This is a genomic window from Bradyrhizobium canariense (genome assembly GCF_900105125.1).
Taxonomy (GTDB): Bacteria; Pseudomonadota; Alphaproteobacteria; order Rhizobiales; family Xanthobacteraceae; genus Bradyrhizobium; species Bradyrhizobium canariense_A.
In genome coordinates this window covers 5,815,278-5,829,077 of sequence record NZ_LT629750.1, presented here as the reverse complement: position 1 = coordinate 5,829,077, position 13,800 = coordinate 5,815,278, and the positions used below count along the sequence as shown (strand labels likewise).

Annotated in this window: 11 protein-coding genes; 6 read left to right on the top strand and 5 right to left on the bottom strand. The window is 62.9% G+C overall.

Features of this window, described 5'->3' with window-relative positions; genetic code table 11:
- Nucleotides 1-78 precede the first annotated feature (78 nt).
- A complete protein-coding gene (gene hrpB / locus BLV09_RS27585) occupies nucleotides 79-2,631 on the bottom strand; it encodes an ATP-dependent helicase HrpB (RefSeq protein WP_167558896.1) in 2,553 nt (850 codons plus the stop codon).
- Nucleotides 2,632-2,751: 120 nt separating this feature from the next.
- Complete coding sequence (locus tag BLV09_RS27580) at nucleotides 2,752-4,071, bottom strand: UDP-glucose dehydrogenase family protein (RefSeq protein WP_146689652.1); 1,320 nt, start codon at nucleotides 4,069-4,071, stop codon at nucleotides 2,752-2,754.
- Between the two features lie 178 nt (nucleotides 4,072-4,249).
- Between BLV09_RS27580 and BLV09_RS27575 the strand changes: the two genes are divergently transcribed.
- The 4 genes from BLV09_RS27575 (at nucleotide 4,250) to BLV09_RS27560 (ending at nucleotide 9,952) form a co-directional block, all read left to right on the top strand.
- The gene (locus BLV09_RS27575) at nucleotides 4,250-5,317 is read left to right on the top strand and encodes an acyltransferase family protein (protein WP_146689651.1); all 1,068 of its coding nucleotides are present in this window, start codon (nucleotides 4,250-4,252) and stop codon (nucleotides 5,315-5,317) included.
- A gap of 213 nt (nucleotides 5,318-5,530) precedes the next feature.
- Nucleotides 5,531-8,542: a DNA polymerase I gene (polA, locus tag BLV09_RS27570; RefSeq protein ID WP_146689650.1), complete on the top strand. Its 3,012-nt coding sequence runs from the start codon at nucleotides 5,531-5,533 to the stop codon at nucleotides 8,540-8,542.
- A gap of 39 nt (nucleotides 8,543-8,581) precedes the next feature.
- Nucleotides 8,582-9,217: a LysE family translocator gene (locus BLV09_RS27565; protein WP_146689649.1), complete on the top strand. Its 636-nt coding sequence runs from the start codon at nucleotides 8,582-8,584 to the stop codon at nucleotides 9,215-9,217.
- Nucleotides 9,218-9,316: 99 nt separating this feature from the next.
- A complete protein-coding gene (locus BLV09_RS27560) occupies nucleotides 9,317-9,952 on the top strand; it encodes a LysE family translocator (RefSeq protein WP_146689648.1) in 636 nt (211 codons plus the stop codon).
- A gap of 123 nt (nucleotides 9,953-10,075) precedes the next feature.
- On the opposite strand, the gene BLV09_RS27555 is transcribed toward BLV09_RS27560, so the two are convergent.
- Nucleotides 10,076-10,702, bottom strand: a complete 627-nt coding sequence (locus tag BLV09_RS27555) for a glutathione S-transferase family protein (RefSeq protein WP_100385370.1) — start codon at nucleotides 10,700-10,702, stop codon at nucleotides 10,076-10,078.
- A 180-nt stretch (nucleotides 10,703-10,882) separates the two neighbouring features.
- On the opposite strand from BLV09_RS27555, the gene pyrE reads away from it, so the two are divergent.
- Both pyrE and BLV09_RS27545 read left to right on the top strand, forming a co-directional pair.
- Nucleotides 10,883-11,446: an orotate phosphoribosyltransferase gene (gene pyrE, locus BLV09_RS27550; protein WP_100385369.1), complete on the top strand. Its 564-nt coding sequence runs from the start codon at nucleotides 10,883-10,885 to the stop codon at nucleotides 11,444-11,446.
- A 186-nt stretch (nucleotides 11,447-11,632) separates the two neighbouring features.
- Nucleotides 11,633-12,412: a DUF2865 domain-containing protein gene (locus BLV09_RS27545; RefSeq protein WP_146691327.1), complete on the top strand. Its 780-nt coding sequence runs from the start codon at nucleotides 11,633-11,635 to the stop codon at nucleotides 12,410-12,412.
- Between the two features lie 144 nt (nucleotides 12,413-12,556).
- Here BLV09_RS27545 and BLV09_RS27540 read toward each other — a convergent pair whose 3' ends face one another.
- Nucleotides 12,557-12,988: a hypothetical protein gene (locus BLV09_RS27540; RefSeq protein WP_146689647.1), complete on the bottom strand. Its 432-nt coding sequence runs from the start codon at nucleotides 12,986-12,988 to the stop codon at nucleotides 12,557-12,559.
- A gap of 429 nt (nucleotides 12,989-13,417) precedes the next feature.
- Entirely contained in the window at nucleotides 13,418-13,648 is a 231-nt protein-coding gene (locus BLV09_RS27535) for a hypothetical protein (protein WP_146689646.1), read from the bottom strand.
- Between the last annotated feature and the right edge of the window lie 152 nt (nucleotides 13,649-13,800).

Here is a 13,800-nt window from a genome sequence, read left to right as displayed (position 1 = left end):
CAGGCCGCGACTAATGGCGGTGGCAGAGGCTGCTATTTCAGCGAAAAGGATGAGCGAAGCGTTAACGCGGGCTTGTTCTCACGTTCCCCGCGGCTTCACCCGCCGCGTCGGCATCGCGCTCGCCGGATCCTCCGGCCAGGGATGCCGGGGATAACGCCCGCGCAGGTCGGAACGAACGGCCGCATAGCTGCCGCGCCAGAAACCCGGCAGGTCGCGCGTCACCTGCACCGGGCGATGCGCCGGCGACAATAATTCCAGCACCAGCGGCACCGCACCTTTCGCAAGCGACGGATGAGTGGTGAGCCCGAACAATTCCTGCAGCCGGACGGCAATCGTCGGCCCCTGCTCGGCCTCGTAATCAATTGGAAGCATCGTGCCGGTCGGCGCCTCGAAATGCGTCGGCGCTTCGCGCTCCAGCCGCGCGCGCAATTCCCACGGCAATAACGTCATCAGCGCATCAGACAAGTCACCGGAAGACAGATCCTTCAGCGAGGTCTTGTCGTAAAGCGCCGGCACCAGCCAGTCGTCACGCCGCGCCGCGAGTGCGTCGTCGGACAGATCGGGCCAACTCTCTCCTTCGGCCTTGCGCAGGAACATCACGCGGTCGCGCCATTGCTTCGAAGGCTTCGACCATGGCAGTCGCTCCAGTCCAGACGCGAGCAAGCCATCGGCCAGCACGCGCGCCGTCTCCGCAGATGGCGTCAGCGCCAGAGGGGCGTCCGACAACGTGATCGCATGCAAGATGCGCTTGCGCCGCGCCCGCAATGCCATCGCGCCCCGGTCGAACGAAATCTCGTCTGCTGTCTCGATCTGATCGGCGAAACGCAATTCGATGTCGGCCTGCGCGATCGGCGCCGCCAGCAGGATGCGCCCCTGGGCCGCCGTGCCCGTGAGTTCGGCGACTGCGATATAGGGCGCACGGGCGAGCGCGGAGGTTTGATCCACGGCGGCCCCCCGCCCGTTGGCAAGCACAAAACTGCCATTGCCGCGGTTGCGCGCGACGCGATCGGGGAAGGCAAAGGCGAGCATCACGCCGGTGGTGGCCCCAGGAGAAAGTCCCGTTGTGGACTCCCCTCCCCGACCTCGAGAGCGAGCTTCGCTCGCCTCGGACCCCGCAAGGGGGGAGGGAGAAGAAAGCGGCGCTTCAGCAGAAGCCACCTGCGAGGCCCAGCGCTGCGCGAGGCTGCGCGCGCTGCTCGCGCGTTGCGAACGGTCGCGGCGAAATTGATCGAGCCTGAATTCGAGATCGACGCTGTCGCCGCCGAGCCCGCGTTCAGTCAGAATCGCGGCGATCTCGGCGGCCTCTTCGCCGGCGCCCAGGCGGTGTGAATCGACGATCATGCGGGCGAGCCGTGGCGGCAGCGCCAGCGCGCGCAGGCTCTTGCCCTCGGCCGTGATCCGGTCATCGCCATCGAACGCTCCGAGCTCGTGCAGCAGGCTTCGCGCTTCCTTCAGCGCCGGCGCCGGCGGCGGATCCAGAAACGCCAGCGTCGCGGGATCGCTGACGCCCCATTGCGCGAGGTCGAGCACCAGCGACGACAGATCGGCCGAGAGAATTTCGGGCTGGGTATAGGCCGCGAGCGACGCGGTCTGCGGCTCGTCCCACAGCCGATAGCACACGCCGGGCTCGGTACGGCCGGCACGGCCGCGACGCTGATCGACCGCGGCACGCGAGGCGCGCACGGTTTCCAATCGCGTCAGGCCGATATCGGGCTCGTAGCGCGGCACCCGCGCTACGCCCGAATCGACCACGATACGAACGCCCTCGATGGTCAGCGAGGTTTCCGCAATCGACGTCGCCAGCACCACCTTGCGATGCCCCTTGGGCGCGGGCGCAATGGCGCGGTCCTGCACGGCCGCCTCAAGCGCGCCGAACAGCGGCACGATTTCGATTGCATCGTCATGCACCCGTTCACTGAGAAAATTCTGCGTGCGGCGAATTTCCGCAGCGCCTGGCAGAAACGCCAGCACCGAGCCGGGATCGGCGCGCAGCGCCATGGCGATCGCATCCGCCATCTGCCGTTCCAGCGGCGCATCGGCTTTTCGTCCGAGGTAGCGCGTCTCGACCGGAAAGGCGCGGCCTTCGCTTGAAATCACCGGCGCATCACCGAGCAGCCTGGCGACCCTCGCACCGTCGAGCGTCGCCGACATCACAAGGATGCGCAGATCCTCGCGCAGGCCGGTTTGCGCATCGCGCGCCAGCGCCAATCCCAGATCGGCATCGAGCGAACGCTCGTGAAACTCGTCGAACAGCACGGCTGCGACATCCGACAGTTCCGGATCGTCGAGAATCTGCCGCGAGAAAATGCCTTCGGTGACCACTTCGATCCGGGTGGCGCGCGACACTTTCGAGCCGAACCGGACGCGGTAGCCGACGGTCTCGCCGGCACGTTCGCCCAACGTCTTGGCCATGCGCTCGGCACTCGCCCGGGCTGCGATTCGCCGCGGCTCCAGCACGATGATCTTCTTGTTCCCCAGCCACGGAGCGTCGAGCAGCGCCAGCGGCACCCGCGTGGTCTTGCCGGCGCCGGGCGGCGCCACCAGCACGCCAGTGTTGTTATCGGCGAGCGTGCGCGCCAGTTCGTCGAGCACCGCGTCGATCGGAAGGGGACTGTCGAAGCTGCGGGGCAATATCTCGAATCCGTCATCACCCGCGAAGGCGGGTGATCCAGTAAACTCAGACGTCGTTAATCACCTAGACCGGGCGTACTGGATACCCCGCATGCGCGGGGTATGACAACAACACTTGCATCAACCCCGCGGTTCAGGGCCGCGGCCGACGCTTTCATAAATGAAGCCAAGCGTCGCCATCTCCTCGGGTCGATAGATATTACGTAAATCGACGACGATCGGCTGCGCCATTTCGCGCTTCAGGCGCGAAAGATCCAGCGCGCGGAACTGCACCCATTCCGTAACGATCACGAGCGCGTCGGCGCCCGCGGCACACACATAGGGATCTTCGCAATATTCGATATCGGGCAATTCGCGCCGCGCCTGTTCCATGCCGACCGGATCATGCGCGCGCACCTTCGCACCCATGTCGAGCAGGCCTGTCACCAGCGGGATCGACGGCGCCTCGCGCATGTCGTCGGTGTCGGGCTTGAAGGTGAGGCCGAGCACGGCGATGGTCTTGCCGCGCAGGTTGCCGCCCAAGGCGTTGGAGACCTTGCGCGCCATCGCGCGCTTGCGGTTGTCGTTGACCGCCAGCACGGATTCGACAATCCGCAACTGCACGTCATGATCGAGTGCGATCTTCACCAGCGCGCGGGTGTCCTTTGGGAAGCACGAGCCGCCGAAGCCCGGCCCGGCATGCAGGAATTTCGAGCCGATGCGGTTGTCGAGCCCGATGCCGCGCGCAACTTCCTGGACGTCGGCACCGACCTTTTCCGAAAGATCGGCGATTTCGTTGATGAAGGTGATCTTGGTGGCCAGGAATGCGTTGGCCGCATATTTGATCAGTTCCGCCGTACGCCGCGCCGTGAACATCAGCGGAGCCTGATTGAGCGACAAGGGCCGGTAGATATCGCCCAGCACCTTGCGCCCGCGTTCATCCGACGTGCCGACCACGATGCGATCGGGAAACTTGAAGTCGCGAATCGCGGCGCCCTCGCGCAGAAACTCCGGATTGGAAGCCACGACCACATCAGCCGACGGATTGGCTTCGCGGATCAGGCGTTCGACCTCGTCGCCGGTGCCGACCGGCACGGTCGATTTGGTGATGACCACCGTAAAACCCGCAAGCGCCTTTGCGATCTCGCGCGCGGCGGTATGGACATAGGTCAGATCGGCATGGCCGTCGCCACGCCGTGACGGCGTGCCGACCGCGATGAAGACCGCGTCGGCTTCGGCCACCGGCTGGGCAAGATCGGTGGTGAAATCCAGCCGGCCGGCTTTGACGTTGGACGCCACCAGCGCGTCGAGGCCAGGCTCGAAAATCGGAATTTCACCCCGGCGAAGTGCGGCGATCTTGTCGCCGTCCTTGTCCACGCAGGTAACGTGGTGGCCGAAATCCGAAAAGCAGGCGCCGGATACCAGCCCCACATAGCCCGTGCCAATCATGGCGATCCGCATAAGACAACCTGCCTGTAATGGTTAATGACGGTCCCGAACTTTGAGGCGGTCTTAAATCATTTCCGGCGGATGGGAAACGGCAAGGTTCCGGAAAAGCGGCATGTCATTTGTATGAATAAAGGAGAATGAAACCGATCCGGCCGAAGATGCCGCTCTATCGCGCCGAAAAAGGACACCGATGACACCAAACGGCACATCAGCCGCGACAACGCGTTCCGCGCCCGCCGCGGACGGCCGCGTCGACTGGGTCGATTACGCCAAGGGCATCTGCATCATCATGGTGGTCATGATGCATTCGGTGCTGGGCGTCGAATTGGCCGCCGGCCAGACCGGTTTCATGCATCTTGTCGTGATGTTCGCAAAGCCGTTCCGGATGCCGGATTTCTTCCTGATTTCGGGCCTGTTCCTGCCGGTCGTGATCGACCGCGACTGGCGCACTTATCTCGACCGCAAGGTCGTCCACTTCGCGTATTTTTACGTGCTGTGGGTGACGATCCAGTTCGGCTTCAAGGCGCCTGCCTTTGCCGCCGAAACCAGCTGGTCGCATGCCGGCCTGATGTACCTTGAAGCCTTCATCGATCCGTTCGGCACGCTGTGGTTCATCTATTTGCTGCCGATCTTCTTCGTCGTCATCAAGGCGACGCGGGGAATCCCACCAGCCGTGATCTGGACCGCGGCGGCGCTGCTGGAAATGGCGCATGTCAACACCGGATGGACTGTCATCGACGAATTCTGCGCGCGTTTTGTCTATATCTATTCCGGCTATTTGTTCGCCAACTATGTGTTCGCATTGTCCGACCGCGCACGGGCACGCCCTGCGCTTGCTCTCGCGGGGCTCGCGCTCTGGGCTCTCGTCAACAGCGGCCTGGTGGCATTGGGTTACAGCGAATGGCCGCTGATCTCGCTGGCACTGGGCCTTGCAGGCGCCTGCGCCATCATCACGATCGGCACGCTGCTGGCTCGGGTGCATTGGCTGACGTTCCTGCGCTTTTGCGGCGAGCATTCCATCGTCATTTATCTCGCGTTCTTCCTGCCGATGGCCTCGACCCGGACACTGTTGCTGCGCGCAGGCCCGATCCACGACATCGGCGCGATTTCGCTGATCGTCACGATTGTGGGCGTGATCGGTGCATTGGCGATCTGGTGGGCCGCGCTGGCGCTAAAAGCCAACTTCCTGTTCGAGCGTCCCGATGCGTTCTGGATCGCACCGAAAAAGGCTGCTCCAGCATTGCAGGCGGCGGAGTAGTCCCGGCATCTCGATACTCTCGCCGTCATGCCCGGCTTTGTGCCGGGCATCCACGTCTTAGCCACCTGTCCACAAGAAAGACGTGGATGGCCGGGCATAGGCGAGCGGAAGCGACGCCGTCGTTTGGACGGCTATGCCCGGCTATGACGAAAATCTGGCGCACCTGGACCTCCCAAGGCTGTCAATTGCCGCAAAAATTCTTAAATTGCGGCCATGCCGAAAACCTCCCCAGCCGCCGCCACAAAACCCGCCGCCGTCAAAGCCCCCGCGAAGGGCGACCACGTCTTTCTGGTCGACGGTTCCTCCTATATTTTCCGCGCCTATCACGCGCTGCCACCGCTGAACCGCAAATCCGACGGATTGCAGGTCAATGCCGTGCTCGGCTTCTGCAACATGCTGTGGAAGCTGTTGCGTGACATGCCGGAGGACAACCGGCCGACGCATCTCGCGATCATCTTCGACAAGTCGGAGATCACCTTCCGCAACAAGCTCTATCCCGATTACAAGGCGCACCGGCCGCCGGCGCCGGACGATCTCATTCCGCAATTTGCGCTGATCCGCGACGCCGTACGCGCGTTCGATCTGCCCTGCCTCGAACAGGCCGGTTTTGAAGCCGACGATCTGATCGCGACCTATGTGCGGCTCGCCTGCGAGCGCGGCGCCACCGCGACCATCGTTTCCTCCGACAAGGATCTGATGCAGCTCGTGACCGACTGCGTCACCATGTACGACACCATGAAGGACCGCCGCATCGGCATTGCCGAGGTGATCGAGAAGTTCGGCGTCCCGCCGGAAAAAGTGGTCGAGGTGCAGGCACTGGCGGGGGATTCGACCGACAACGTTCCGGGGGTGCCTGGCATCGGCGTCAAGACCGCGGCGCAATTGATCGTCGAATACGGCGATCTGGAGACGCTGCTGTTGCGTGCAGGCGAGATCAAGCAGCCGAAGCGGCGCGAGGCGCTGATCGAGAACGCCGAGAAGGCGCGCATCTCGCGGCAACTGGTGCTGCTCGACGACAAGGTCGCTCTTGACGTGCCGCTCGATGAGCTCGCGGTTCACGAACCGGACGCGCGCAAGCTGATCGCCTTCCTGAAGGCGATGGAGTTTTCCACCCTCACCCGCCGCGTCGCCGAATATTCGCAGATCGATCCTGCGGATGTCGAGGCGAATGCCGCAAACAAAAGCGGCGCCTCTTCGCAGCCTTCACCTGCGAGAGATAAATCAACCGGCGCCTCCGGCGATCTTTTTGCGAGCCCGGCTGCACCTGCATCCCCGAAACCAGGGGCTGACAAGCAAGACAAGGCCGCGAGCCTCAAGGGCACGCCGATCTTGCTTGCTGCCGCGCGCGCCGAGGCGGCGCAGAAACTGCCGGTCGACCGCAACAAATATCAGACGATACGTAACCTCGATCAGCTCAACGCCTGGATTGCGCGGGTACACGATGTCGGCCATATCGCGGTCGAAGCAAAAGCCAATTCGATCGATCCGATGCAGACCGATATCTGCGGCATCGCGCTGGCGCTCGCGCCCAACGATGCCGCCTACATCCCGCTTCATCACAGGCAATCCGGTAGTGGTGAAGGGCTGTTTGATGCCGGGCTCGCACCGGACCAGATCGGCGTGGGCGAAGCGCTTGCGGCGCTGCGCCCGATCCTGGAATCGCCGGGGATTCTGAAGATCGGCTTCAACATCAAATTCAATGCGGTGATGTTCGCGCAGCATGGGATCATCATCCGCAATCACGATGACGCGCAACTGATGTCGTACGCGCTCGACGCCGGCCGCAACGCCCACGGGCTCGATGCACTGGCCGAGCGATGGCTAGGCCATGCCACGATGAGTTATGGCGAACTGACCGGCAGCGGCAAAGGCAAGCTTAGTTTCGATCAGGTCGCGATCGACAGGGCGACCGCCTATTCGGCTGAAGACGCCGACGTGATCTTGCGGCTGTGGCGCGTGCTGAAGCCGCGCCTTGTCTCCGAGCGCATGACCGCGGTGTATGAGATGCTGGAACGGCCGCTGATCTCGGTGCTGGCGCGCATGGAGCGGCGTGGCATCTCGATCGACCGCCAGGTGCTGTCGCGCCTGTCAGGTGATTTCGCCCAGACCGCCGCGCGGGTAGAGGCCGAGCTTCAGGAACTGGCCGGCGAGCCGATCAATGTCGGCAGCCCCAAGCAGATCGGCGACATCCTGTTCGGCAAGATGGGAATACCCGGCGGCAGCAAGACCAAAACCGGCGCATGGTCGACCTCGGCGCAGATTTTGGACGAACTCGCCGAACAGGGCCACGAGTTTCCGAAAAAAATCCTCGAGTGGCGGCAGGTTTCAAAACTGAAATCGACCTACACCGACGCGCTGCCGACCTATGTGAATCCGCAGACCCATCGCGTCCACACCACCTACGCGCTGGCGGCGACCACCACCGGACGGCTATCGTCGAACGAGCCGAATTTGCAGAACATTCCGGTTCGCACCGAGGACGGCCGCAAAATCCGCCGCGCCTTTATCGCATCGGCAGGCCACAAGCTGGTGTCGGCGGATTATTCGCAGATCGAGCTGCGGCTATTGGCCGAGATCGCCGATATCCCGGTGCTCAAGCAGGCGTTCCGCGACGGGCTCGACATTCACGCCATGACGGCGTCGGAGATGTTCGGCGTGCCGATCAAGGACATGCCCGCCGAAGTCCGCCGCCGTGCGAAGGCGATCAATTTCGGCATCATCTATGGCATCTCGGCTTTTGGCCTCGCCAACCAGCTCGGCATCGCGCGCGAGGAAGCTTCCGCCTACATCAAGAAGTATTTTGAGCGTTTTCCGGGCATCCGCGCCTATATGGACGAGACACGGGATTTCTGCCGGGCCAATGGCTATGTCACAACGCTGTTCGGCCGGAAATGCCACTACCCCGATATCAAGGCCTCTAACGCCTCGGTCCGCTCCTTCAACGAGCGCGCCGCGATCAACGCACGCCTGCAGGGCACCGCGGCCGATATCATCCGCCGCGCCATGATCCGGATGGAAGATGCGCTGGCCGAGCACAAGCTTGCGGCGCAGATGCTGCTACAGGTGCACGACGAGCTGATCTTCGAAGTGCCCGATGACGAGGTGGCGGCGACGCTGCCCGTGGTGCAGCACGTCATGCAGGACGCACCGTTCCCCGCGGTGCTGCTGTCGCTGCCGCTGCAGGTCGATGCCAGGGCGGCGAATAATTGGGACGAGGCGCATTGAGCCATTTCCTTGCACGCGGCCAGGGGAGAGAGGCTGCGCGTGGGTGACTTGGGCTCGCTGGTGGCATTCGCGCTGACCGCGTTGATCATCGAGATCACGCCGGGGCCCAACATGACTTATCTGGCGGCGCTGTCGCTGTCGAACGGCACACGTGTCGGCTTCGCCGCTGTTGCCGGCATCGCGCTGGGCCTGATGATCTATGGCGTCATAGCGGCGCTCGGGCTGGCCGCACTGATTGACAGTTCTCCACTGCTCTACGGCTTGCTGCGATGGGGCGGCGTGGCCTATCTGCTGTGGCTTGCCTGGGAAAGCTGGGCGAGTGAGCGCGAAACGGCGCCGGACGCGATCGAAGGCAATGGCGGCCGCCCGTGGCTTGCCTTCCGGCGCGGGCTGATTACCAATCTGCTTAATCCGAAGGCCGCGGTGTTTTACGTTGCCGTGCTGCCGGAATTCATTTCAGTCGACGTTGGCCCGGCTGTTCTGCAGACACTATTGCTGAGCATGGTCTATGTCGCAATCGCCACCTCCATCCATTCAGCTATCGTCGCGTTGGCAGGCACATTGCAAGCCACAGTGGCAACTGCCAACCGTCGTCGCATGATACGGCGCGGGCTCGCGCTGGCGCTGGTCGGTATCGCAATCTGGTTCGCGCTGACAACCGGCCGTTCATCGTGACGACGTCTTCGATCTGTTTGCGGCTGGAATATTCGACTAACGGCTGTGCATTTTATGAAATGGATTCCCGCTGCGACGCGCATTACATTGAAAGTTGTTATGCCCCATCTCGCCTCACTGCTCGGCTTCGCCCTCGTCTCGTTCGGCATGGTGCTGACACCGGGGCCGAACATGATCTATCTGATCTCGCGCTCGATCACGCAGGGACCCGCGGCCGGCATCGTTTCGCTCGGCGGGGTTGCGCTTGGCTTTGTGTTCTACATGCTGTGCGCGGCGTTCGGCATCACCGCGTTCCTGTTCGCGGTGCCCTACGCCTATGACGCGCTGCGGCTGGCCGGGGCGGCCTATCTGTTGTGGCTGGCATGGCAGGCCGTGAAGCCGAACGGCCGCTCGCCGTTTCAGGTGAAGAAGCTCGCGGTCGACGGGCCGCGCAAATTATTCGCGATGGGGTTCGTCACCAATCTGCTGAACCCGAAGATTGCGATGCTGTATCTGGCGCTGCTGCCGCAATTTATCGATCCCGCGCAGGGCAGCGTGCTGACGCAGTCGCTGGCGCTTGGATCGATCCAGATCGTCATCAGCGTCAGCGTGAACGCCGTGATCGCGCTGACCGCCGGCTCGATCGCCTTGTTTCTCGGCACCCGGCCAAGCTGGCTGTTGGTGCAGCGCTGGCTGATGGGCACCGTGCTCGCCGGACTTGCGGTGAAGATCGCATTCGAGGCGAAGCGGGTGTGATGGCACGGCAGGGCTGTCATCATCCGCGAAAGCGGATGATTCGGTACACCGTGAACTCTGTTCCGGCCCGAGACGCCTTGGATTACTGGATGCCCCGCCTTCGCGGGGCATGACGCGCTCGTATCAATCCAGTTTCGCTTCCATGCCGCGCTTGACGGCGGGGCGCGCCATCAGCGCCTCGTACCAGCGGCCGACGTGGGGGAAATCGGAGAGCTCCACCTTGTGGCGCGGATGCCGCCAGGCCCAGCCGAGGATCGCGAAGTCGGCGACCGAGAGCTCGCCCGCGACGAATTCATGGGTCGCGAGCCTGCGATCGAGCACACCATAGAGCCGGCGCGTCTCCGCCATAAAACGCTTCAGGCCGTAGGCGCGCTCCTGCTCGTTCTCCAGCGCAATGAAGTGATGCACCTGGCCCGGCATCGGCCCGAAGCCGCCCATCTGCCACATCAGCCATTCCAGCACCGGGATGCGCTCGATCAGCGGCTTGGGCAGAAATTTGCCGGTCTTCTCGCCGAGATAGAGCAGAATCGCGCCGGACTCGAACACGCTGACGCGTTGGCCGCCGGGTCCATCAGGATCGACGATCGCCGGAATCTTGTTGTTGGGGCTGATCTCCAGGAAGGCGGGCGCCATCTGTTCGCCCTTGCTGATGTTGACCGGGATCACCTTGTACGGCAGCCCCATCTCCTCCAGTGCGACGCTGATCTTGCGGCCGTTCGGCGTGTTCCAGGTGTGGAATTCGATGGTCATTTTTATCTCGCCCGTTCTCGCGCGGTGAAAGCGGGGTATCCCCTACCCCGGAACCTTTGAGCGTTACAACCGGCCTTTGCGCGGGCTGGCCCTGCTGTTGACGGCGCGACATCGACGCTGGAATGTGCGGCCATCCGCCGATAGATTGCGGCCCACCCCGAAAACTTCCGAGAAAAACCATTGTCCAAATCAGCCTCCCGCGCCCGCCTCGCCGAGATCATCCGCAAACGCTCGTTCGGCCGCGGTGAAATCACGCTGGCTTCGGGGCGCAAGAGCGATTTCTATTTCAACCTCAAGCCGACCATGCTCGATCCCGAAGGCGCGGCGCTGCTGGCGGAATTGACCTATGAGACGCTGAAAGACGATGGCCTCGACTATATCGGCGGACTGGAAATGGGCGCGGTGCCGCTGGCCGGCGCCATCGCGCAGCTCTCCTGGATCAAGGGCCACCCGATCGCGGCGTTCTTCGTGCGCAAGAAGCCGAAGGAGCATGGCGCCCGGCTCGCGGTCGAGGGATTGACGAAAGACGAAAGCCTGAAGGGCAAGCGCGTCGTGATCGTCGAGGACGTCACCACGACGGGCGGCTCGGCGCTGAAAGCGGTCGAAGCCGTGCGCGAAGCCGGCGGCGAGGTCGCGCTGGTGCTGACCATGGTGGACCGCGACGAGGGTGCGACCGAGATGTTTGCCGAGGCCGGGCTGCCGTTCCGTTCGCTCTACAAGGCCGGGGAATTTTTGAAGGATTGATCGCGGCGCGACGAAGAGATTCTTGAAGTCCTGCTGATCTGCATTTCTTTTCAGCAGCCCGGCGCTTGCTCATAGCTCGTTTACCATCCCGAACTAATGTGAAGCCGTGCTCGGGCGTAAGCTCCAGCATTGGTTTGGTGGCGTGGGGTGGAGTAAGCGTTGCGTACCGAGTTGTCTTTTTCGCGCATGCGGCGCCGCGTGATGTTGGCCGCCGCCGTCGTGCTCACCGGCGCCATCGCTTCCGCGCCGCGCGTCGCCTCCGCCGAAGGGCTGTTTGATTTCCTGTTCGGCGGGCTCCAGAAACAGCAGCAGCGTCAGACGCCGCCACAGGCGAGTTTCTTCGCCGATCCGTTCGGCGCCAACCAGCAGCCTGCCCCGCCGCCGCGCCCGGTCGCATCGGCCGGCGGCTCCGGACCTGCGTTTTGCGTGCGAAGCTGCGATGGCCGCTATTTCCCGCTGGCGCGCGGCAACGCGACGCCGGTGCAGTTGTGCCAGGCCTTTTGCCCGGCAAGCCCGACCAAGGTCTTCTTCGGCGGCAACATCGACAGCGCCTCGTCCACGACCGGCGAGCGCTATGCCGACAGTGAGAACGCTTACGTCTATCGCAAGACGATGCGCGCCGACTGCACCTGCAACGGCCGCGATCCCGCCGGCCTCGCTCCGATCGATCTCACGCTCGACACCTCGCTGCGCCCCGGCGACGTGATTGCGACCACCGACGGGCTGGTGGCGTATTCCGGCGTCAAGGTCGGCGACAGCCAAACCGCCGAATTCACGCCGGTCGCCTCATATCCGGGCTTGACCGCAGACGTGCGCGCGCGGCTTGGCGAGATGAAAGTGGCGCCAGTGAGCGCGGAAACCGTGGCGGATGAGACACCCGCCTTCGACACCGGCCCCGACGCAATGCCTGTGACCTCGGTGCCGAAATCGACGCTGGCGCGAGGCAAGCGCGCGGAAGTGGATTAAGCGGCGTTCATTCGAACAACTCGTTGCAAGCCAACGGGTCCGCGCAAAGCGCCGCCCGATCACAGGCTCCGCGAAGCCATCCAAAGCAAATTTATAACTGCCGGATTGCTTCGTCGTTTTGCCCCTCGCAAAGACGAAAACACCTTACCGCGCGACGATGACGCCGATGACGTTCGGCGCCGACAGATATTTTTCCTCGATCGCAGCGCGCGCCGCGGCGCGGTTTTCCGGCGTCAGCAGCCCGCGTTTCTCGGCGAGGATCATCCAGCAATAACCCCACCAATCCGTCAGCATGCCCTGATCGTCGACGAGGTCGTAACCCTGCTCGGCGGCGAAGATGCGCGCATGCGCTTCATCGAGCGTATCAAGCCAGGCGTGATCGGCGGCGGAAAACAGATCGTCGCTGAAATCGTCGGTGGTGTAGCCCCACACCGATAGGCAGACCGCGTTGAATTCGCGGTCGATCTGGTCGTCATCGACGATCCGGCGGCGCGAGGCCTGATGCAGCCGCGACAGCGAGCGCGCGAAGTCGGCAATGCGGGTGAGCGCGAATTGATTGAAGGCAATGGTGGACATGTAGTCCTCACAAGCTCGGAAAGACCATAGATGTTGTGTTGGCACTGGCGCCGAATCACTATGATATATCAAAGACTTGCTAAAGTGTTCTTAATTTGTTCTGACGACTGCCCCTTACGACAACCACGTGACGGGACCCCATGGTTGGGCGTCGGCCCAAGCCTTTGCATCTTCAGCTGTGAAGTGTTCACCTGAGTTACCCAAAGAGCAAAAGTACAGGAAGCCATCCTTCGTTTTAGGGATCGGTCTGTTTTCGTCGATTTGATCGGTCGCGTCGTCGTATCGAGAATAGGCCATGCTCGCAGGTTTTCGTAAAATCGATATTGGTCGCAATACCGTTCGGTCGTACAGCCAAGCGCCCCTAGCCACTGTTTCTATTTTTTCGGTCATTGCTAGATTAGCGCTGAGGCTGTTTTCCGTTTCAGCCGCTCACATCGCCGACAGCATCTTGTCGCCGCAGTAATTGGCGTAGAATTTTCCGCCGCATTGCCGGCGGATCGCGGCGCAACGCGCCGCGGGTGAAGCATTCTGGGGAACGCTGAAAGAACAGCTCAAGCCGTCGGCGCTTTGGCCCGGCTTGCCGGCAGCAAAGGCCGCGCTCGGGACGCTGATGCAGCATACAATCAGCGCGGCGGCAGCGATCTCGATCATCAATCTCATGGCCGGGTTCCTCCTTGAATAGCCGTTCTATCGCGGCGGCTTCCCGCCGAACTTATACCACCAAAACGACGCTCGAATGGCCGCAATCGGCCCGGTCCTTGCATAAAATCATACCAGCGCATTGCACAACGATGCCGTTGGCGGGTTTCGAT